Source organism: Sodalinema gerasimenkoae IPPAS B-353, assembly GCF_009846485.1.
Classification (GTDB): Bacteria; Cyanobacteriota; Cyanobacteriia; order Cyanobacteriales; family Geitlerinemataceae; genus Sodalinema; species Sodalinema gerasimenkoae.
The window spans coordinates 1,926,680-1,949,028 of sequence record NZ_ML776472.1; the positions used below are offsets into that span (position 1 = coordinate 1,926,680).

The following is a 22,349-nucleotide window of genomic DNA, read 5'->3' on the forward strand; positions in this document are numbered from 1 at the left end:
CAATTTTAGCAAGCCCTGTTAGGTAAACGAATGGCTTTCTGGCAACGCTACCGACCGACCCATTGTCTGGAGAATCTGCCCTTACGCGCGGTGCTGATTGTCCCCTTTGTGGTGCAAGTCACATTTGCTGTTGGATTGACGGGGTGGATTGCTTGGCGTAACGGGCAAAAAGCGGTCAATGATTTAGCCGAACAACTGCGCTCTGAAGTGACCCTACGCATTGAGCAAAAACTGAATACCTTCCTAGAAATACCGCCCACAATCAATCACATCAATGAAAATGCCCTGAGACTCGGTTATATCTCCACAACCGATCTTGAGCCGCTGTACCCTCATTTTTTTGCCCAGGCCCAGGAATTTGAGCAGGCGGGGGGTATCTTTTTTGGCCGGGCCGACGGTGAATTCATTGGTAATGGCAATTTTGGTCCCCGTTATTCTCATCAACTGATGATGGCTGGTGCAGCGACTGATGGGGCCATTCACTTTTATGATGTGGATCATGACGGTCGGCCAGTAGAGTTAGAAAGGGTCACTCCTGGCTTTGATCCTCGGGAGCGTCCTTGGTATCAAGCTGCAATGACTGCTGGTACATCAACCTGGGGCGAGATTTTTCCCTATCATGCGTATACGTTGCTGGCGATTCCTATGGCAACCCCCATTTATGATGACAATGGGTCGCTGATAGGGGTGTTTGGTAACAACTTTTTCCTAGATCAAATCAGTGATTTTTTAAGTGATTTGAAGGTAAGTCAAACTGGACAGACATATATCATTGAGCGCAATGGCAATCTTGTCGCCAGTTCTACCTTGTCCGAACCGTTTACGGTTGAGGATGGTGTGACTTATCGTCTGAATAGTTTGGACAGTGGCGATCCAGTGCTTGACGCATCCGCAGAGCTTCTTAGCGATCGCTACCCAGAATTAGATACCATTCAAGCTCCAGTTCAATTGGACTTCAGCTACGAGCAGGAACGCTATTTTGTACAAGTTTCTCCATTTCAAGATGAATTTGGTCTCGATTGGCTAATTGTTGTCATAATGCCAGAATCAGATTTTATGGCGCAAATCAATGCCAATACTCGCAATTCAATTTTGCTCTGTTTAGCCGCTCTAGGAGTCGCAATTGTATCAGGATTGCTAACGAGCCGTTGGATTATGCGCTCTGTGATTCCGCTGATGAAGGCATCGTCTGCGATCGCGAAAGGGGAACTCTCTCAGGCGATTAAACCGGGACGTTTACGGGAGTTGGCGATTTTGGCCAAAACCTTTAATCATATGTCCCAACGCCTACAACGTTCCTTTGCTGCCCTGAACACAGCTCATCAAAACCTTCAGGAAAGTGAAGAAAAATTTCGCTACTTTGCCGAAAACAGCGATGCAGTCCTCTGGATATTTGACCGGTTTCAGCGCCGTTTTATCTATGTTAGCCCCGCCTGCTGTGATGTGTGGGGTTGTGAGGAATCAAGGCTCTTGAGTCAGTCCAGTCACTTGCTACGTCGCCTTCTCCCCGAAGATCGTAAAGAACTCTTGAACGCTCTACGGCAGATTGAGCAAACCCATACCCTTGTAATTGATTACCGCATTGTTGAGGCAGATGGCTCGGTATGTTGGGTTCGCGATCACGTCTTTCTTTTAGAGAATGGTCAAGGTGACACACCCTGGCTCGGGGGAATTGCTGAAGATATTACTGAGCGCAAAAACGTTGAGCAAGCGTTAACTCAAAGTGAGGCCCAGTACCGTTTATTGGCAGAAAATATGAGTGATTTGGTCTGCCTCCATGATCCTAAGGGAGCCTATCTCTATGTCAGTTCGTCGGTGCAGTCTCTGTTAGGCTACCAGCCTGCCTCTCTCATCGGTTGGAATCACTTTGAACTGATTCATCCCGATGATCGCGATCGCATCCATCACGAAGCACGACAACTCAAAGATGGTATAGCTCTCCCTTTGACCTATCGAATTCGTAAACGAGTGGGAGATTATCGCTGGTTTGAAACCGTTGCCCGTGGCATTTTTAACAGTGATGGTGATATTATTCAACTGCAAACAACGTCTCGTGACGTGACTGAAAAAATGCGGCTGCAACGCCAACTAGAACATGATGCCTTTCATGATACCCTAACAGGATTACCTAACCGGAACCTGCTCATGGAACGGCTCAATTTTGCGATTGAACGCATCCATCACGATAAGCATTACCAGTTTGCGGTATTATTTTTAGACTTGGATCACTTTAAAATTATCAATGATAGTTTAGGGCATTTAGCAGGAGATGAAGTGTTAATCGATGTAGCTCAAAGGCTGCAAAGAATAATACGTTCAATCGATTTAGTGGCTCGGCTAGGGGGAGATGAATTTGTTATATTAGTTGAAAAAATTACGGGGTTGCATGAGGTTGTTGAGCTTGTAGAACGACTTTTTGAGCAATTTAAGAGTCCCTTTACAATCGGTCATCAACAAACTTTAATTCGTGTTAGTATCGGCATTGTGGTCGGAACAATTCGCTATGATAAAGCAATCGATCTGATTCGTGACGCAGATACCGCAATGTATCGTGCCAAGGAAAAGGGCCGCTCCTGCTATGAGGTCTTCGATCCAACGATGCACATCCAAGCCTTGGCTAGGCTGGAGTTAGAAACGGATTTGCGTCGTGCAATCGAAGGCAATGAGCTATTTATCTGCTATCAGCCCATTACCCAGTTTCAGACCCATCAGCTCAGGAGCTTTGAAGCCCTAATTCGTTGGCAACACCCTGAGCGTGGTGTTGTTTCTCCTACTGAATTTATTCCGGTTGCTGAAGAAACTCAGCTTATTATACCGATGAGCATTTGGTTAATGAAGGAAGTGGGGCGGCAAATTAAAGCCTGGCAGCAAAACCCAGAATTTCCTCGTCCTCTCACAGAATCGTTACGAGTTAGTATCAATATTTCAGTAGTACATCTTAAGCACAGCCAGTTCATTGAAGAAGTTGATCGAGTGTTGCAAGAAATAGGGATATCTGGAAAAAACTTCATCTTTGAAATTACGGAAAGCACCCTTATTCAGGATGTCAATAATATTATTCAAATTTTTCGCTGTTTACAAGAGCGTGAGATCGCAATTACAATCGATGATTTTGGAACGGGGTATTCCTCTCTTAGCTATCTCTGTGATTTACCCATTACGACATTAAAAATCGACAAGTCTTTTGTGGGGCGAATGGTACAGAGTCCCCAGAATCGCCGCGTTGTAGAAACAATCCTCAGCCTCACTAAACATTTGGAATTGTTTTCGGTGGCAGAAGGGATTGAAACCATTGAACAATTTGAGTCTTTGAAGAAACTGGGCTGTCACTATGCTCAAGGGTATCTTTTTGGCCGACCAGAGCGCGCGGCGATCGCAAGCCAATGGCTGACTCAAGATCCTCTCCCATTTTTGGAGTCACGGTAGCTTCATCAGTGGACAGTATCCCGGAGTCCGGCGTATTGACAATCCAAAATCCCAGGTCATAATGGTCAGTAAAATTACGGAGAAGTGGGGTGCTATCCATGTCTCAACTTACATTGTCTGAAATTCTAGGGGGGCCGTCCGATGTCTACGAGTTCTGACCTAGTGGGAAGCGTGCAAAAGCCAACGGACAAACAGTCATCGGTGGATACCTCCGCCATTCAAAAGGATTCAAAGCCTGTTGTTTGGACGTTTGACTCCTACCCGAGGAATCCCGGACTGGGTTCGCGGGGGCGGTTGACCGATCCAACAGTTATTGACGAAAAAATCGAGTTTACGATACCAGGAGGGTCTTATCGGATTGTCTGGCGGGGCGATGGTGGCTATATCGCTCAGGGTGAGGTGAGTTACCCCAGCACCACCGGGTCATTTACAATCAGAGGGCCTCAGAGAGACCATTTCAACCCGGTTACTGGGGTTTCGGAGGATCACTTCCACCGGTCTACTGAGATTAATTTAGACAATATATCCCCATCCCTCCTGACCGAGGATCGGCTAGACAGCTTAAACCTTGTTATCTATACCCCTGAGGGACAAGTCTTAAGTGGTGTTCAGCCGGAGAAGGAGACCTGGGAAAGTCTGGGGATAGAGGTGCTACTGTCCGGGGCCAGGGATGTGACAACTCTAATGATCCAGACGCCTGAAGGCTATACCTTTAGGGTTCAAACCGATCCAGATGCGGAAGCTGGGACATCGCCTCTGATCAGTCTCGAACAGGATTTACTGGAGAATGACCCCAGTGGTGGAACTCTACGACTGGATGAGGGGGGAAGTTTAGCCGTAATCAAGCGAGATCCGTTAACGGGGGTGCAATTTGAGGAGTTCTTTGATGCGGACTTCTATCTGGCTAGTAACCCGGATGTGGCCGATGAGGTGGCCAACGGGGGGATGTCTGATCCCCTCACCCATTTTCAACGTCATGGACAATATGAGGGACGTAATCCCAATGCCTTTTTTGACACCGCTTTCTATCTGGCTAGTAACCCGGATGTGGCCGCAGAAGTTGCCGAAGGGTTGACGGAATCCGCCGTCCATCATTTCCTGAACTATGGGCAATTTGATTGGCGATCGCCCAATCCTGGTTACAGTGATCTGGCTTATCTGGTTCGTAATCCTGACGTGGTACAGGACCTGGCTTCTGGGGAGTTTACCACCCCCGTCGCCCATTTCCTCCAAGTGGGCCAGGCTCAAGGGTTCTCAGCCGTCCCCTTGGCCTGATTTCTCCCCCAGAACTGGCTACTGTCTCAGTCCTCCCCTTAAAATCGAATAACATCAAAGCTGTAGCGAGATGGCAAGGTCTTAGGAGAGTGGCAATGCTGGAACAGGAGTGGATTGACAAGGGAATTGCCCAGGCGAAGGCGGGAGATTACGTCGAAGCGATCGCCGCCTTCAGCGAAGCCATTGAGGCCAACCCCATATCGGCGATCGCCTATCGTCAGCGAGGCTTAGCCTATTATGATGCGGGGCGTATTCATGATGCGATTTCAGACTATACCCAGGCCATTAAACTCCATCCTAAGGATTTCGCGGCCCATTATGGACGGGCGATCGCCCGCCTGGCCCTGAAAAACTATACCGGGGCCTTGTCAGATATTGAGGTGGCCCTGCGAGTGAACAGTGAACACGCCGCTGGACAACGGTTACGGGGAACCCTCTGCCGCAAACTCGATGATATCCCGGAGGCGATCGCCAGCTTCAAACAGGCCGCGCAACTCTATCTCGCTCGCAAGGATAAGGAGAATTGTCAAGCCTGTCTCACGGCGATCGCCCAAATTAAGCCTCAATCCCAACTCACGCCACCGCCGTCTCCCCAAACTTCGCCCCCTCCCACTATGCCGAGCGTTGGGGATATTTACGGAGAACTGCTCGATCGCATTCGTCGCGGCGATGTCCAGAGTGCCCTGAGAGACTTAAACTGGGTCTTGCAGGCGGATGATGGAGATGCCGAGGCCCATTGCTGTCGCGGTATGGCCTATCTGAAACTCAATCAACCCGAAAACGCCCTCAAAGATTTTAATCGGGCCCTAAAACTCCAACCCAATCACCTCCTCGCCTTGCGTAATCGCGGTAAGGTTCGCTTCCAACTCGGCGATCGCGCTGGGGGAATGGCTGACTTTGGACAGGCCCTGCAACTCAACCCCGATGATGTGCTGATTTATGTGGCCAAAGGAAACGCCTTTCGGGATGTGGGAGATTATCAACAGGCGATCGCCACCTATAAACAGGCCCTCGATCTCGATGAAAACTGTGCCTCGATTTATCTCAATCGGGCCCTGGCCTATACTCGCCTCGAAGAAACCCGCCAGGCGATCGCCGACTATCAAACGGCCCTGTCTCTTTTTAGCGAGGCCGACGATTGGGATAACTATAACGCCACCCTCAAAAAACTAAATAGCCTGCAAGCCGGATTTTCTCGTTCTACCTCTTCCCCCAGTTCCTCCCCGTCAAGTGGCGGCTTTGGGGTGGGCCCGTCTCCCCGCAAAGAACGGTTACGGATACTTGTGGGAGGCCATTGGGAAATTGCTGAACGCCTACTTGAACAGGCGCGACACTATTATCCCAATCAATCTGAAGACTGGTATATCGAGAAAGTGATCCAGGATTTAGAACGGAATTTTGATAGCTAACTCGACTGCAATTTGGGCAAAAAATTTTCAAGCGTGACAATTTCTAAACTGTCCTTAATTTTCCTGCAATGCACAATCTATCCGGAGAATGAGGGTAACAGGGCGCATACTACCGATGTAGTAAAACGGGTGCAATACCCAGGGGTATCGACCATGAAAAGTGCGCCAGAATGCCCACGCTGTGGGAAGTATAGCGTTGTTAAGCAAAGCGACACCCGATGGACTTGTCTTAATTGTGGCTTCTCTAGAAGCTTATCCCATCGTCGCTCCAACCATAATCATGAGTCTGATGAGGAACACGAAGATGGCGGTTGGTTTGGCATTTTTGTCTTAGCCGGAATTCTCTTAGTGGTGATGGTTGAAGTTGCCTATAGCCAAAAACTTCCACAACGGTATCGGGAGGCATCGACTCCGGCAGTTAGCCTTTATCCATCACATTAAGGCAGAAGAAGGCAGTAGGCAGTAGGCAGTAGGCAAAAGCAGGGAACGGGGAACAGGGAATCGGGAACGGAGAAGATGGGGGGGCGTACCCTTGTGGCCCTCTGGATGCAAAGGGGGAGACAGTTGATTAGAATAAGGGGGCGAGAAGAGGAAAAAGGGACGAGTATATGTCCCTTTTTTTTGTAAGATGGCTTCTGATATTTATTTTTTAGTCTTTGTGGTTAAGACGTTGTGATACTCTTCGAAGCCAAATCAGAAAGAGTCTTTGGACATGAATGTTGTCTAATTTGAAGTGTTCGCTGCCAATGGTTGATTGGGGTCACATTCAGCCTCTTCACAGGCCCCGATGCTCACCCAGGTACTGGTTCCATCTTGCCAATGTTCTTTCTTCCAGATGGGGGCGGTATGCTTGAGGGTGTCGATGGCATACTGACAAGCCTCAAACGCCTCACCCCGATGGGGACAGCCAACGACAACCAGGACACTAATCTCCCCCACGGTCAACTTACCAATACGATGATGAATGACGAGGGAGCGGATGTCAGACCAGTGTTGTTGAATCTGGGAACCAATTTGACGAAACACCTGTAACGCCATGGGTTCGTAGGCTTGATATTCCAGATAGTTCACCGGTTGTCCGTCAGTATTGTCTCGTACCATGCCACTCATGACGACAATGGCACCATTTCCTGAGTCATCGGCCCGTTGGTAGGCATCGCTTAGAGTCAGGGGTGCAAACTTAATGGCAAAATCGGTTTTCATGGTCGGTTTTGAAGGCAAGATGACAGAGAACTATGAACGTCGCCAGTTAAACCAGGCTTGCTGGAGATTGGCTTGGCGGGGATGGCTGGTTTGCCAGTGATGATGCCACAGTTGCAAGAATGCGGCAAAGAGATCGTCATCTGGTGGGGGAATCTTGGCTAGGGCCTCGATGGGGGCATTCTGTCGAATGAGAAGGGCGATGGATTGAATCCAATGAGGGGCTTTGTCTCCTAGGCTGTGGGCCCCGAGGAGTTGTCCCGAGGGACTGACGAGGAGTTTGGCGAATCCCGAGAGATTGCCCCGCCGTTGGCTAGATTCGAGTTGATAGAGGGGAAGGGAGAGGCTAATGAACCCATCGCCAAATTGATGTTGGGCTTGAGGGGTGGTTAAGCCCACAGCGGCGATGGGAGGAACCGTGGCGATCGCCCGTGGGACTGTGCTGTAATCCAGGGGACGCTGGCGGAACCTCAGGGCATTGTGGGTGGCCAGTTGCGCTTCGTATCGTTCTAGGTGGCGATCGCCATAGCCCCCTAAGATTGAACCACAGGCGTAGAGATGGGGTTGGGCGGTTTCTAGGCTGGGACTGGTTTTAATGGTGTTCTTCCCCCATTTTATTGGCAATTTGTCAAGTCCAATCCCAGTTAAATCAGCGCCCCAAGCAGGAGCGAGAATCAGAGCCTCCGTTTCCAGGGCTTGATTCCCCGCTTGTAGCCAAATTTGGCCGTCAATTTCGCGAACTTGGCTGACGGAGGTGGCGGTGCGGACTTGAACCCCAGCGGCGTCTAGGTGAGCCTGGAGTAATTGCCCCAATTGGGGATCTTCTTGGGGTAAAAGCTGGGGTTCGCTCAGGATGAGTTGTACCGAGCAGCCTAGGCGGGCTAGGGTTTGAGCCAAAACAGCACCCTGAGGATCGCTGCCGACGATGAGGATTTGCTGGGGGAGTGGCTGGGTAAACAGGGGTTTTAGGTCGTTGAGGTGGTGGTGAGGAATGGCCTCGATTCCTTGGAGGTCATGGTTGAAGGCAGAAGACTGAGGCTTGGGGGAGGGGGCAAGCAGATAACGGCGCGATCGCAGTTCTCGAACCCTTGGCGTCAATTGCTGCTCCTTGAGGCGAAACTGTAACTGGGGTTGGGGGTCAAACTCCCCAGGTGCTAGGATGACATCCACTCCTTGCTGGGCGAGAGTGGCGGGAGAGCGGAGGATGGCGAGGTTTTCTGTCTGTTCCTGGGCCAAACGCCAAATTCTGGGTAAATCTGCCCCGGAGGGCTGTTGCTGAAGCTGGGCCAGAGCCAAATCACTGTGGACGCGCCGCCTCCAGGTAGCGACTGGGGGCACTATCCAAGCCACCCGCGCTCCCCATTGGGCCGCTAGGGAGGCAGAATTGGCCGCCCCATCACTATCTCCCACCACCAGCCAATCGTACTCAAACCCCATTTTTGACGTGCTATTGGAACAGCCCTATTATCCCCCGTGAGTCGCCCGCTAGTCTTAAGGGAGTTGTGGGGAGGATTGTACCGATTGTGCCATCGTTTCTCCGTATAATTGCTAGACTAACCAACAGTTCCCCATGGGCGAGCGATCGCCAGGGGTCTGACCGACTCACGTTATCCGTTTCAGTATTATCCGTATGTCTGAGGCTTCCCAACTTCATCCAATCCCAGCCAACCGTAGCCTAGGGCAGTCTACGACCCCTTGGCAGTCGCTACGGCAGATGGTATTACAACCGAATGTGTTGGCGATCGCCATTTCCCTGGGACTTCATGGGGCCGTGGCCGCCTCTCTACCGCTGATGGGGTTAAATCAAGATTCCGAGGCGGAGCGGATTCTCGATAGTACCGTGGTAGAACTCACCTCAGACGAATTAGCCTTTTTTGCCCCTTCCGCGACGCAAGAGTTTGGGGCGGGTTCAGGCTTTAATTTTGAGCAGGAGTTGGGTTCAACAACGCCTCCATCTCTCTCTAATCGAGCCACCTTCCCACCTCCTCCCCCGCGCAATTCAACGGAACATAGCCGCTCCTCCATTGAGGAACGCTGGAGTACGCGGGACAATACCACATCCTCGCCTCCCCCCATGAGTCAACGCTATAACACCTATACCTATAGTGTGCCTGAGCAGTCTTCCCAGAACGAGGATGATATCTGGGAACAGTATCAACGTGAATGGGAACGGATTCAGGGCGATCGCAGCTATTCCACAACCCCGCCACCGGACCGCGTCTCCGAACCTGATCCGGGTCTGAGTGAGCAGGAACTGTTAGACGAGAAAAAGATTATCGCGTCTTCTGAGCCGTCCGAGTCTGAGGCTGAGCGCGACCAAGCTACTAGGGATGGCCAGGACAGTGGCGGAATGGGGGAGGAATATCTAGCGGGGGTTCAACTCACGACTCATTTCAATGATTGGCTGCTGGCTGTTTTCGAGGGTAAGCCTGACCTAGAAGAGCAACTGCAACGGCAAACTGGACAAGATCCCCAAGTCATTGAGGGAGTCTTACCGCCTCAATCGGCCTATCAAGAGTTGGTGGGACGCTCTGTTTATGTGGGAGTTCTGGTGAATCCTCAAGGGGAAGTCGAACAGGTGAGTCCTTTACCCGCCAATGGCGATCGCGTCTTGCAACTGGCCCTCAACTACACCTTTGGCGAACACCAAGAGTTCCCAGAATCCCAACAGTTCCAAGCCTATTGGTTTGAGGTTCACTTTTCCCCGGAAGCTCGACCTATTGAAGCGGAGAAACCAGTCCCAGAAACAGAACCCGACCAGGAAGCCGCCACAGAACCTGAGACAGAAATTGCCACCCCTGATAGTGATCCTGAAAAGGTCTGGCAGTATCTTCTTCCCCTAGAAATGGGTGAAGAGGCTCAAGAACGCTGGGCGGCTTGGTTCCATAATATTGAGGCGGGTTTGAGCTTACCGGAGCAACCCTCCCTATTTATTAAACGGGATCTTCCTGCCTCACAGCTAGCGTCCCCCCAACGAGTGGCATTTGCAATCCTGGTTGACGAATCTGGGAACCTCCGAGACCTAGACCCTTATCCCTTGCAACTGACGGGGGATGACCAGTTAGATAACTATGCCCAACAAGCTCTAGAAGATAGCGTCGCCCAGGGAGAGTTGGAACTGCCGGCCTCGGGAACGGTTGTCGCCGATGTGGTGGTCGTGGACTTGATTCCCACTGAAGGATCTGCCAGTGCGATCGATAAATCTTCCCCAGCGGACAACCCCTCCCAAGCTCCAGAAGCACCTGATGCTCCCCTCAAAAAGTAGTGGTCAGCATTCATCCTCTCCCGCATCTGGGCTTGCACTGATTGTTGGGACTCATCCGTGAGATTTGATATAATCAGGGCAACGCTATTGTCCAACTCTATCGGGGTTGATACCTTATGCCTTTGCAACATCTCCCCAACTCTCTCCACCGAGTTCGTGCCCGGCTCAGAACCCTCGCTAGCCCGTCCATCTGGCTATCTGTTTTGGGGGTAGTCTTCATCCTGGGCGTGGCTTGGGAATATGTTGACCGGCGTGGGGTTCGTCAACTGGCGGCGGACTTTTCCCTGGATGCGTTTAATAATGATGATGATGATGACAACCCTTCGAGATGGCGGGGGGAAGTCTCAGGAGAAGATGCTCGCGTCGCTGCGGACATTGACAGTTCCGACGTCTTGCAACAGATTATCTCCCAACAGGGGACCCCGACCCCGGTGCCCCAATCTCAGTCCAACCCAGACCGCGAAGACAACATCAACCGTATTCTGGAAATTTTGGCGAATCCTCAAGAGTCGGTATCCTCTCCAGAGGCAAACGAGGAGGGGGACAGAAGCGCCTCTGACAACACAGCTTCACCAGAATCCAATCTGTTTCTGCAGGGGTTAGGCTTGGATAACGGCTCAGGGTCATCCTCGTCTGGAAATCGTCCCCAAGGGATGCAGAACAGTACCTTAAATCAGTTTTTAGCGTCGGGAAATGGGGATGGTTCTCCCGAGTCATTGCCCCAGCTTACGCCGATGGAACAGGGGTTCCAACAGTTAGCGAATCCTCGCACCAGTTCGTTGGGACTCATGCAACCCCAGTCAGATTCAAGAACGTCACAACAGTCTCAAGATCGTGACTCACAAGAGCGCGAGGCCCAAGCCAATGGCCGCAATGGGTCTGAGAATGGAGAGACCCGCGCTGACGGCCGCGCAACGTCGGCGGAGACCTTACCCGCGTTTGCTATGCCTGTCCCTCAAGCTGGGGGACAAACGTCTCAACCCACTTCTCAGTCAGAAACAGGGGTATCTACGTTTACAGGCTATCCCTACAATCCAAATCAGATGCAAGGGACAATCCCTCAAACTGAGATGGGGAATCCCTACGGTGCGCCGAATCAAAATATCAATCCCGGTCTTTCGGGGAGTCCCACGACTGGCTATCGTCGGCCAACTCACATGGACCCAGCGGCACAACAGAACGCCGGCCCCGGTAATCCCTATGGGGTTCAGCCAGGAGGCCAGATGGGGGTCGGTCGTTCCAATGGCTCTGTTAATCCTTATCAAGGAACTCCCGGTGATGTCTTAAATCCCAATGGTGCGGTATTTCGCGGCCCTGTTCCTGATGGGACAACGGGGTATCCAAATGGCTCGATGAATGGGACACCGGAGAGTCAAGAAAGCTTGCGCAGCCAGCCAGTGGAGGCGTTCTCAGTTCCTCGGACTCCCCCTGGACGCTCGATTGGTGGGGGGCGGATTAATACGTTTGCTAATCCTTAGTTGAGGGTGATTGGGAGCCAGATGGCCCCCAATCGATTTAAGGCTCTCTAGTCGTCAAAATGGGCGATGATGGCATCGGCAAACTGAGAACATTTCAGGGGTTCAACGGCGGGTTCCAATAGACGGGCCAGGTCATAGGTGACTTCACCGTTGGAAATGGCGGCCCCGAGTCCTTTTTGGATCAGTTCGGCCGCTTCGTCCCATCCCATATACTCCAACATCATGACGCTGGAGAGGATGACAGAACCGGGGTTGATGCGATCGAGTCCGGCGTGTTTGGGAGCGGTTCCATGGGTGGCTTCAAAGATGGCGCAGGTGTCGCCAATGTTGGCTCCTGGAGCCATTCCTAAGCCTCCGACAATGGCAGCGGCGGCGTCGGAGAGATAGTCGCCGTTGAGGTTCATGGTCGCCAAAATGGAGTATTCGGCGGGACGGGTTTGGATTTGTTGGAAGATACTATCGGCGATGCGATCGTTCACCATGATCTTCTCTTTCCACTTTCCGTTTCCATGAGTCTCCCAAATGGCTTCGAGAACGGCTTTAACTTCCTCACAGGCTTCAGATTTTTTCTCGGGGGTGAGGGAGTCGTAACCGGGTTCGAGTTTGCGAGCGTTGTCTTCTAGGCTAATGTCGGGGTTGGCTTCTTTGTTGCTCAAAATCCAAGATTCCCGTTCAGTGACGCATTCGTCGCGAAACTCGGTGGTGGCAAGTTCATACCCCCAGACGCGAAATGCGCCTTCGGTGTATTTCATGATGTTTCCCTTGTGAACTAGGGTCACCATCTGTTTCTCTTTGGGGAGACGCAAGGCGTGTTTGATGGCCCGACGCACGAGTCGCTGAGATCCGAGTTTGCTAATGGGTTTGATGCCAATTCCCGAATCGAGGGGAATCTGTTTTTTCCCATGTTCTGGGGTGGCGGGAATTAAATCCTCGTTGAGATGTTTGATGAGTTGGTTGGCGATGTCGCTTCCTTGGGCCCATTCAATCCCCAGATAGATGTCTTCGGTATTTTCCCGATAGACGATGACATCGAGTTTTTCGGGACTTTTGTGGGGGGAGGGAGTTCCCAGATAATATTTACAGGGACGAACGCAGGCGTAAAGGTCGTTAATTTGTCGCAAGGCCACGTTGAGGGAGCGAATCCCACCGCCGATGGGGGTGGTGAGAGGGCCTTTGATGGCGATTCCATACTCGCGGATGGCTTGCAGGGTATCTTCGGGGAGATACTGAAATTGCCCATATTGTTCGCAGGCTTCGTCTCCGGCGTAGATTTTGAACCAGCTAATCTGACGTTTATCGCTGTAGGCTTTGCTGACCGCAGCGTCAATGACTTTCTGGGTGGCGGGCCAGATATCGACACCCGTCCCGTCTCCCCGGATGAAGGGGATAATCGGGTTATCGGGAACGACGGGTTCGCCATCTTTGAAGGTGACTTTTTCGCCAGTGGTGGGGGGGGCAATTTTTTCGTACATCTCTATCTCCTTGTTATCTCCTGGTTGATACAGATCCCTTAGAGTTGGATATTTAGCTGACCCTGATGGGACTGGTTATGAGTCAGGGGCTATGGGTTGAAATCGTCTTAGCTTACCATAGCTGGCTTCTCAGGAGGACTTGGAGATCTCCTGAGATTGGGATAATGTTATCGATTCAGGAGATTGTCTTGGGATTGGGTGTGGTGAGTTTTAAGTCAATTGATTTTGGGAACTTTGGTCTGCTAGGCTACTAGGAAGACTTTGTGATTGTGGGTGCAAGAGAGATGAATACATTTGAGTTGGGAGAGGGTTTACCGTTTTCGGTGGATTATGGAGATTTGCTAGAGAAGATACTGCGGGAACTGCGACAGAACCCGTTATTTGAGGTCAAGACTAATTCGCGCGATCGCCTGATGGTGAATGTGGATGCGATCGCCCAAGCGGTGGCACAACAACAGATTCAAGACCCTATTTTTGGGGATTATTCGGCTCGTTCGGCGACGTTAAGTTTAACGGTTGATTTTGCGCCACGGTTCAATGGCGTGATTCAACAGTTGCGTCAGGAAGTCGCCAGCCAGTTACAGCATCAACTCACCACAACTGGGTTTGATATCAACGACTTACTGACCACTCTTGAGGAAGAATCATGGAGTCGCATCAGTTTTGCGCGTGAAGCCTCTAATTCCACTGCTGTCCCCATTGCGGATTTAGAAACTCGAACGGAAGGACGGGGTGGGGATTCTTTGCTTAAGTTCCACAAGGTGACGATTACAGTGGGTGAGGTTAACCAATTTTCAGAACGAATGAAAGCTGGCTTAAATCGTTATCTTGAGGGGATTTTAACGGATGAGGAGGAGTTGGAAGATGCCCAAGAGGCTGTTCAGGAACGATTGATAGACTCGCCAAATTCGGATTTCTATCGTTTGCAGCGAGTCATGGATCGTGAGTCGTTAGGAAAGCTAAAAAAAGAGGCAAAAATTTGCTATTTAGAGTATCTCAGTCAGCAAATAAATCGGGATACTCATCCTGATGTGGTGTATTTAGATGATTTAATTCGCCGTTTACGGGATATTGAAACTTATATTAGCAAGGAGCCTTATGGTCATTACACGGTCAATTATCGCGGAGTTGAGTTAAATTATAAAGATTGGTTTTCACGCTCAGAGTCGTTAGATGCGTTGCCGATTATCCCGATTCTCTCAGATATTATCGGCGAAACCACGACTGAGAGCAATGGCGAGCGGATTTTCACCTTTGGACTCAAGCTAAAGTTTGGAAATGAAGTCCAAGCACGAGGTGGAGAGTCTGTGTTTAACTACTATTGTAATGTCTTAAATCCAGCAAATTGGGACCAACAGGTTGAGGAGAGTAATCCAGAAATTGTGGCGCGTAAGATGCTGCGGATTTTGTTTCTTTACTATTTTGTTTTTGCATCTAATTTTAATCCAATGGATGAAAGCTATGAGATTCAATCAGAACTAACTTACGATGTAATGTCTGGTTTTGAAGAGCATGTTATTTCAGTTTTCAAAGGCAGTGATGAAGCAAGAAAAGATAGTATTTTGCGAGGATTTTGTCGTGGACTGAATGACTATAATATCCGCGAAAAAATACAAAAACTAAAACAGTTACTGGAAGGTACATTAAGACGTAAGAGTATTTTTCAACCTCATTTCTTTCAGAAGAAAATTGGTGTGTTGCGAGGAATTTTAAGAAAATCGCCTAATTCCTTAGGTAACGGAGATGTCTTTGATGATGTGGTGGGTCGTAACCCTAAGGAATGTCTGCGCTACATTACAATTCAAGAGGACTTTACCTCGGATGAAACGTTTTGTCAACTTCCGGTTTGCTTTGAGTTTGAGGATATTCGCTATTATCCGACGCCAGGAACGGAGACGTTTGATTGTTCTGAGGCGGAGACGGGACCAATTCATCAACTTCCGGTTTTGCTGACTCCTCAATCTTCCACAAGTCGCCAAACGTCTCAAAGAAATTTAGGGAATACGCCGCTCGTCGTTGTAGCGTACAACAATCGTTATTTAGACTCGAATAATAGCGATTTGAGTCAAGGATTTTTCTATCGTTTCACCATGTCATTGTTGATGTATATCAGCTTGCGGGTGATTTTAGATGCGTTGGATTTAGAAGATCGGCGATTGTTTATTCCTCTATTACGGTTCCATGAGGGAGATGGAAACAATCCGTCACCTTCGGAGAAGTTTATGGCGAATCTGTCGAAGGTGGTGGTTCATTTACTGGGTGAGCGATATTGGTCAAATTCTCAGGGGATTCGGATTAACAGGATAAATTCTCATAAGATACGAAATGCGTTTGCGTCGTTGTATTCGGTGTTACCTCAAACCTATGAATTTAATCTCCCCCAGCCTCAGGATGGATCTCAGGGAGTGGATAAGTTGGCGTTGTTGGTGGTGTCGAGTTTGGAGAGTGACGGGGTACGACGGAATCGTCATCAATATCCGGGAATGGCGACGCTGTTTGGGGAGGCGATCGCCATCGATAATGATCACGAAAAAATCACAATTCAACCCTTCAAAACCTTTTCTGAGAATTATGGCGATCGCCAGGTGTACAACAATCCCTCAATTCTCAGCGATCTGATTCATCAACTCCATCAAGCGGGATATCGCCATATTATCTATTTGGCTCAAGCACCCTATACGAATCGACTCAATTTAACTCAAGTTGAGGAGGACAGAAATCTCTATTTCATGTCTCCCAATTTCATCAAGTTTTTGGTTGAAGGACTAGAGGATTTACAGTTATACCCAGTTTTTGTGAATCAGTATTCGGTTCTGAAGTCTAGCCGCTTAAACGCCGACTCTTACCGTCTCAATAATACTCAACAGTTGCTGAATATCCTCAGTGATCCGAGTCAGCATGTGGTCGTTTTCTTTAATCTCTTTAACGGAATAACTGTGGGAGACGAGGGACGGTTTTATAATGGGGTGATGTCTTATTCAACTCTTATCAATGTCTATCCAGAAATTCTCGATGACCAAGATATTCGCCAGGGATTGATTTATGATGGGCCAGTGAAAACGGATATTTTGCGTTATTTAACCTTATTTCACTTTTTCCGCGTCGAACGCCGCCAGGATAAACCACAATTAAAGCTGAATCCGTATCAACAGATTATGGGAGATGAGGCGTTGCGGAAAAATGCTTTGTTTTATCACATGGATGGAAACACCTATTTTAATAGTTTGGCATTTTTGACGGCGGTTAACTCTATTTTATATCCACAGTCTAACGAGCGTCAGGAGACCTAAACTTATGGTTGCAACGGTTGCGGAAGATTTAGGACGAGTGTTTGAGGTGGGGTTTAATGTTGGGATTTTAACGGCGATCGCACAAGAAAATCTCAGCCATAATTTTGGGAATCAGTATCAACAAGATTTGCAAAACTTAAACTTTTCCGAGATGTTAGATCGCATCTGTAAAAGTTCCAATCTGATTGATCCTCGTGAAATTGAAAGACTGAAAACTTGGGGACTGTTTCTCCTGCAAAAAGGCTGGCTGTCTGGGTTTAACTTTTTTCGAGAATACTTGAACTCTTTGGGAAAGGCGACGGCTGATCGAGAAATTCTCTACTATCAATGTTGTTTTACAGGAGATAACAGCGTAGGAACCTTAAACCAGGATGAACCTCGGGAAATTGAGGCTTGGCTGTCTCAACTGGGACTTAGTTTTACCGACTGCTCATATGAGCATCTGCGGCGATATCGAGATAAAGGGGGATTTCTGAGAGCCGATACCCTAATTTTGCTGCGACGTCGACGAACGTTGAGGCTGTTGGTAGTAGATTTGTCGGTGTTTTCCGTTCGCGAGGCGGCGGATTTGCTGAATTTGCAAGATACCACCCTGAATCATCATCGCCGTTTGTTGCGACGGGAGATCAGTTACCTAAAATCCAAGAGTGTGTTTGCGAGTTTGCGTTTGGATAATGGGGAACCCGAGGATCTCGATTGGGAGTTCTCGAAAGATCTGCGGCGATATTTCACGGCCTTTAAGCGAGAGGATAAGGAAGTTAGTAAATTGATTCAAGCGGGAAGTTATGGCTATAGCTTCTATGAGTTTTTGCAAGATCCGCAACTGGGGTTGTGGGAGAAAGTCGGGAAACAGGATTTCTTGATCAATGTGGTGGGATATAGCGATCGCTCCCTCAGTATTATGTCCCTCAATCCGCAACATCCGCAACATCTCAATTTTCTAGCCACCTGTCAGGATATCTATCACAATGAACCTCGGGATGTTGAGATCACTGATGCGAGACGGGATCTGTTACAGGTGATTCGCCGCAATGCGTCTCGTAGTTTTCAGGGGGGACGGGAGTTTGTCAAGAGATTATCCGAGATTCAAGGGGATCAGATTAACGTGATTCCCCCTCACCAGGAGGTGATTGATAATTTTGCGTCAACTCTGGCGTTGCGATCGCGACATGCGGAGGCGGTTCAAGCTGGCTTAACTTCAGATAAACCGTTGCTATTTCTCGCGGGAAATCCGGGAATTGGGAAAACCACGGCGATTGTTGAGTTTTTGAAGTCTCATATTGAGGATGGGTTCCTCTTTTTCTATGTCAGTCCTCGCAAACAAGTCAACTTAGATATTATTGAGAAGTTCAAAGATTCCCAAACTCAGCAGTTATGTGATCCGCGTCTGTTGGCGTTAACCACCAATTCGGCGTTATTGGATCGCTACCCTGGCGAGAAAGTGGTGAACAGCCTCTCGGGACAGCATTCGGGTGAGATGTCTTGTCGAGGAGTCCGCTTTATTCCCTTTGCTGAAAGTCCTCCTCCTCAAAAATCGTCCCAGCGATTCTTGCGTCGAGAAACTGACCGCCATCTGCGTCCATCAAAAAATCACAAGCCAGGGGTTTTGTCAACCCTTTGTCAAGGAATTGATACTGCAATTCAAGAACCTCTTTCCAATGCAATTATCGCCACAGCCTGCATTCAAGCCTTGCGGATTACCAAAACTAAAACGCATACTCTGAGACATTTTGAGAGGATATTTCAGGATTTTTATTATCGAGATCGCGGACAAGTTGATTTTTCCCGAATGCAAGGGATGTCCCGTCGCCTGAAACATCTATTTATTATGATTGATGAGGTCACGGGTGATCAAAGTGGGGTGGATTTCTTGCACGCCATGACGGAGATTATCCATAAGTATCAACTCAACAATCCTCAATCGGGGTTTAATCTCAAGCTGATTGTCGCCGATGCGTCGATTGTGGAGAGGGGGGTGATTCAGCAGCATTTAAGTGATAAGGAACCTGAACCGGATAAGATTTTTGTGCGTCATCTGCGGGAGTTGCGATCGCCAGGGGAGATTCACGTGGAATCCCTGGCGTTTAAAAAAGGTCCGTTGAAACACCTGCAAGGACAGGTGATTAACGCCAATTCCTATCCCGCCAATCGGCTTAAGTTAACCTATAAAGTCTTCGTGGAGTCTGTTCGCTTTAAGCCGGAGTTAACCTCTGAGAAAATGGGAAAACTCTCGAAAAAGGTTCAGGAGCAGATATTAACGGATCTCAATCAACTGCGTCAGGATTATCCTGAAACGCAGATTTTAGTTTATATCCAAGATAAGCAACGATTGCAAGATTTGATTGACTCCATTAAGGCTGAGGAGACGTTTGAGAAGAACAAAGACTATTTAGAGGTTCATGCGGATTTAAGTGATGAGGAGCGAGGGAAAATCCGGGAGTTTCAGGATCGGGTTTCGGTGGTGTTTATGACCTCCTCGGCCAGTCGGGGATTGTCGTTTCCTAAAGCTCAACATATTTTGTTGGATGTTCCCCGCTTTCAGGTGGAACAAAATTTAATGGAAATTATCCAGGTGATGTATCGGGGTCGCGGTCAGTTTTGGGAGAATGGTGAGTGGCGGAGTTTGGATGAGAGCGAGAAAGCGGTGACCTTTTATTTGGGCGATCGCGCGGTGTATTATGGTGAAGAGCATCGAGATTTAGCGATTCAAGAAAGTCTCTTGAGTCTGTTGACGCTGTTGGTGATTCTCAAAACGGCGATTATGACTCGAATTACTGGCTCGGGTCAAATTGGACGAGAGCAGTTTATGATGATTCCCATTGGCGGAAAGTCGGTTTCGATGTCGGGTCAAAGCTTGAGCGGTCAATTGGCGGCGTTGATTGATAAGTTGGAGAAAGAACATCGCCGCGATCGCCGTAATATAACAGTTAAAGAGTTGGCGAAACGGTTGCGATCGCTGCTAAGTCAGGGTGAGTTTATTCTGACGGAAGAAGACCGGAAAGAGCAGGAGGGGATGTCTTATTTAAGGATGCGATCGCACCTCAATCAAGAGTTCGCCAACTGTTGCAATCCTCTCGCTGGATTATTGAGCTTTCCCAAATTAGAATTAGGTCATATTTGCGGGAGTTTACTACTGGTTCCCATGAGTGAACAGCAGTTAAATGAAACCTATACTATGGGACTCAGGACGATTCAAACCTCCGTCTCGTCAGAGTTACTCAAGCAGATGATTGCGATTCGTGAAAGTTCAGAGTATTCTCCCAATCTTCAGCAGTTAATGGAATGGGGAATCCAGTTAATCCGTGAGTTACAATCCCCTCATGACTATACTCAGCGACTTCAACAGGGTCAGAGTTGGTCGGATCAGTATTATATAATTCCCTTGTTTGCGTTTCTCTTGGGAGATATCATGGCTGAGTATTTCCAGTCGGGAGTCGTTGAACCCGAAACACAGGAGTTTCGCTCGCTGCTGAGGGAGTATTTACGCCAATTGTATCCGACTGATAATCTGTTACCGATTGGCGATCGCTATCGAGAGTTTCCGTTTCTGATTTTCCGTAGTTATAGTCTCGAACAGATGCGATCGAGGTTATTTACGGATCGCTATCTGATTACCTCTAATGAACTGAATCTGTTGAATTTGATTTTGGGGAATGATTAACTAAAATCATAACCGTTGCTGTAGGGACGAAAAATTTTTCGCCCCTAGTCAAATTAGGGATTCAATTTGAGACTCGTCATCTCCACCCCTAACCAAGCCTGTAAATTTTGAGCCTGTTCAGGAGTGGGGTTATCGACTGTCGTCACCGTATAATTGGCGGGACGGGGTTCGGTGAGAGTTAGACCTATCATTTTCAGTTCATCCTGATGGAAGAAACTCAGTTCAATCTCATCCCCCGCGTCAAAATCTTGCAGGCGATCGCCGAAGCCATCAGCGTTGACTCGCAAGCGATTAATCGCCAGCAGTTCGTCTCCTGGTTCCAATCCCACTTCAGCCGCTGGGGAACCGGCTTCAACGAAATCGACAAGGGTGATTCCGCGATCGTCACTCACCCGTACTCCCAGAAATGGCGGTTGTTTGGCTTCATCGGTTTTAATCCGTAAGCCAAAGGGTTCGAGATACTCACTTAAAGGTAACTCCTCGGTTCCGTGGATGTAGCGTTGGAAAAACTCGCTCAAATCCTGACCCGCTGCGGTTTCAAAGGCGGCTTGTAGTTGTTGGGGAGTATAGCCAATTTCGGGTTTGCCAAACTCATCCCAAAGTTGACGCAAGACATCGGTGAGCGATCGCGCGTTTTGGCTATTACGGCGAATGGTTAAATCCAACATCAACGCCACCATTTCCCCTTTGAGATAATAGGAAATTTGCGAATTATCACTGTTGGCGTCACGGCGATAGAGTTTAATCCAAGCATCCCAACTGGACTCACTCAGCGGTTGCACCAAACGTCCAGGGGTGTTGTAAAAGCGGGTGACATCTTTACTAAAAATCTTCAAAAATGCTTTCCCGCCATAAATTTTTGACCAAAGGGGAATCAGCATATCATAATAGCTGGTGGCCCCTTCACAGAACCAGAGGGAGGGGGTGTAGTTTTCCGCCTCATAGTCAAAGTGTTCTAACGCCTTGGGTCGAATTCGTTTGACATTCCAGAGATGGAAAAATTCATGGGCCACCAATTGCATGAAACGACGGTAGCGATCGCGATTTTGGAAGGCTAGGCGAGGATAGTTGAGGGAACAACAGGTTTTATGTTCTAAACCACCAAAGCCACCAGCGGACAGGTGGAGGAGAAAGAGATAGCGATCATAGGGTAAGCCGTCAAAGAGATTGGCTTCGAGTTCAATGATACGTTTGGTATCTTGAACCAGGCGATCAAGATTGAGATTTCCTTGTCCCCAAACGACCAACTCATGGGGTTTTCCTAAGACCTCAAAACTGCGACGCTCTTGAATCCCGACTTCAAAGGGATTATCCACTAACGTATCGAAGTCGGCGGCGTAAAAGCAGTTAGGTTTGTTGTCTACCGCTGGCAGAGTTGTGGCAATTTGCCAATCAGGATGGTGAGGATGAATCGTGACTTCAATGGGGTGATGTTCAAGTCCGGGACTATAAAAAAAGGTCGCCGCACCATTAAAATAGGCATGGGTATCATCGAAGTGATTGGTGCGAACAGTGAGTTCGTTAGCAAAAAGGCGATAGGAGATAGAGAGATTATGCTGATTTTCAGTTTGAATCCGCCATTGATTCTTCGATTGTTTTTGCCAGGTTAGAGGGGTTCCGCTATCGTTTTTTGCGGTCAACTCTTGAATTTGTTTCGCATATTCCCGGACTAAATAGGAACCGGGAGTCCAGACGGGGAAGGTTAAGTCCAGATGGCTAGCGGTCCAGTTGCGAACCTCCAGGGTGATATCCAGGAGGTGGGATTGAGGCTGGGACATGGCCACATGGTAGTGGAAGGTCACCTCGGTTTGGGATTGGGGAGTTTGGGAACGGGTTTCAGTCGCTTGTATCACAGTCAGGTCTATTGCGTCAG

The 22,349-nt window shown here is 48.9% G+C and carries 12 protein-coding genes; 8 read left to right on the plus strand and 4 right to left on the minus strand.

Annotation, left to right across the window (positions count from 1 at the left end; translation table 11 throughout):
• Positions 1–30: 30 nt before the first annotated feature.
• From L855_RS08400 to L855_RS21140, 4 genes are all read left to right on the plus strand, one after another.
• Positions 31–3,426 (plus strand): bifunctional diguanylate cyclase/phosphodiesterase, encoded by a 3,396-nt coding sequence (locus L855_RS08400; RefSeq protein ID WP_159786709.1) that lies wholly within the window; start codon positions 31–33, stop codon positions 3,424–3,426.
• 141 nt (positions 3,427–3,567) lie between these two features.
• Complete coding sequence (locus L855_RS08405; protein ID WP_159786712.1) at positions 3,568–4,701, plus strand: hypothetical protein; 1,134 nt, start codon at positions 3,568–3,570, stop codon at positions 4,699–4,701.
• A 95-nt stretch (positions 4,702–4,796) separates the two neighbouring features.
• A complete protein-coding gene (locus L855_RS08410) occupies positions 4,797–6,110 on the plus strand; it encodes a tetratricopeptide repeat protein (RefSeq protein ID WP_246198766.1) in 1,314 nt (437 codons plus the stop codon).
• A gap of 153 nt (positions 6,111–6,263) precedes the next feature.
• Positions 6,264–6,551, plus strand: coding sequence for a hypothetical protein (locus L855_RS21140; RefSeq protein ID WP_192925013.1), 288 nt, complete (start codon positions 6,264–6,266; stop codon positions 6,549–6,551).
• Between the two features lie 282 nt (positions 6,552–6,833).
• Here the strand turns inward: L855_RS21140 and L855_RS08420 are convergent, their stop codons facing one another.
• Together L855_RS08420 and L855_RS08425 are read right to left on the minus strand one after the other, a co-directional pair.
• Positions 6,834–7,313, minus strand: a complete 480-nt coding sequence (locus L855_RS08420; RefSeq protein WP_159786715.1) for a molybdenum cofactor biosynthesis protein MoaE — start codon at positions 7,311–7,313, stop codon at positions 6,834–6,836.
• Between the two features lie 30 nt (positions 7,314–7,343).
• Entirely contained in the window at positions 7,344–8,747 is a 1,404-nt protein-coding gene (locus L855_RS08425; RefSeq protein WP_159786718.1) for an FAD-dependent oxidoreductase, read from the minus strand.
• A gap of 193 nt (positions 8,748–8,940) precedes the next feature.
• Here L855_RS08425 and L855_RS08430 point away from each other — a divergent pair, with 193 nt between their 5' ends.
• Both L855_RS08430 and L855_RS08435 read left to right on the plus strand, forming a co-directional pair.
• The gene (locus tag L855_RS08430; RefSeq protein ID WP_159786721.1) at positions 8,941–10,575 is read left to right on the plus strand and encodes a hypothetical protein; all 1,635 of its coding nucleotides are present in this window, start codon (positions 8,941–8,943) and stop codon (positions 10,573–10,575) included.
• 116 nt (positions 10,576–10,691) lie between these two features.
• The gene (locus tag L855_RS08435; protein ID WP_159786724.1) at positions 10,692–12,053 is read left to right on the plus strand and encodes a hypothetical protein; all 1,362 of its coding nucleotides are present in this window, start codon (positions 10,692–10,694) and stop codon (positions 12,051–12,053) included.
• Between the two features lie 47 nt (positions 12,054–12,100).
• Here L855_RS08435 and L855_RS08440 read toward each other — a convergent pair whose 3' ends face one another.
• Positions 12,101–13,525 (minus strand): NADP-dependent isocitrate dehydrogenase, encoded by a 1,425-nt coding sequence (locus tag L855_RS08440; protein WP_159786727.1) that lies wholly within the window; start codon positions 13,523–13,525, stop codon positions 12,101–12,103.
• Between the two features lie 284 nt (positions 13,526–13,809).
• Between L855_RS08440 and L855_RS08445 the strand changes: the two genes are divergently transcribed.
• Together L855_RS08445 and L855_RS08450 are read left to right on the plus strand one after the other, a co-directional pair.
• Positions 13,810–16,815 (plus strand): hypothetical protein, encoded by a 3,006-nt coding sequence (locus L855_RS08445; protein ID WP_159786730.1) that lies wholly within the window; start codon positions 13,810–13,812, stop codon positions 16,813–16,815.
• Positions 16,816–16,819: 4 nt separating this feature from the next.
• Entirely contained in the window at positions 16,820–20,476 is a 3,657-nt protein-coding gene (locus L855_RS08450) for a helicase-related protein (RefSeq protein WP_159786733.1), read from the plus strand.
• A gap of 53 nt (positions 20,477–20,529) precedes the next feature.
• Here the strand turns inward: L855_RS08450 and L855_RS08455 are convergent, their stop codons facing one another.
• Entirely contained in the window at positions 20,530–22,329 is a 1,800-nt protein-coding gene (locus L855_RS08455; protein ID WP_246198767.1) for a M61 family metallopeptidase, read from the minus strand.
• Positions 22,330–22,349 lie beyond the last annotated feature (20 nt).

What these genes read in the sequence shown, in the direction of transcription:
- L855_RS08400 (WP_159786709.1), top strand. Translation starts at nt 31, where the DNA reads ATGGCTTTCTGGCAACGCTACCGACCGACCCATTGTCTGGAGAATCTG.
- L855_RS08405 (WP_159786712.1), top strand. Translation starts at nt 3,568, where the DNA reads ATGTCTACGAGTTCTGACCTAGTGGGAAGCGTGCAAAAGCCAACGGAC.
- L855_RS08410 (WP_246198766.1), top strand. Translation starts at nt 4,797, where the DNA reads ATGCTGGAACAGGAGTGGATTGACAAGGGAATTGCCCAGGCGAAGGCG.
- L855_RS21140 (WP_192925013.1), top strand. Translation starts at nt 6,264, where the DNA reads ATGAAAAGTGCGCCAGAATGCCCACGCTGTGGGAAGTATAGCGTTGTT.
- L855_RS08420 (WP_159786715.1), bottom strand. Translation starts at nt 7,313, where the DNA reads ATGAAAACCGATTTTGCCATTAAGTTTGCACCCCTGACTCTAAGCGAT.
- L855_RS08425 (WP_159786718.1), bottom strand. Translation starts at nt 8,747, where the DNA reads ATGGGGTTTGAGTACGATTGGCTGGTGGTGGGAGATAGTGATGGGGCG.
- L855_RS08430 (WP_159786721.1), top strand. Translation starts at nt 8,941, where the DNA reads ATGTCTGAGGCTTCCCAACTTCATCCAATCCCAGCCAACCGTAGCCTA.
- L855_RS08435 (WP_159786724.1), top strand. Translation starts at nt 10,692, where the DNA reads ATGCCTTTGCAACATCTCCCCAACTCTCTCCACCGAGTTCGTGCCCGG.
- L855_RS08440 (WP_159786727.1), bottom strand. Translation starts at nt 13,525, where the DNA reads ATGTACGAAAAAATTGCCCCCCCCACCACTGGCGAAAAAGTCACCTTC.
- L855_RS08445 (WP_159786730.1), top strand. Translation starts at nt 13,810, where the DNA reads ATGAATACATTTGAGTTGGGAGAGGGTTTACCGTTTTCGGTGGATTAT.
- L855_RS08450 (WP_159786733.1), top strand. Translation starts at nt 16,820, where the DNA reads ATGGTTGCAACGGTTGCGGAAGATTTAGGACGAGTGTTTGAGGTGGGG.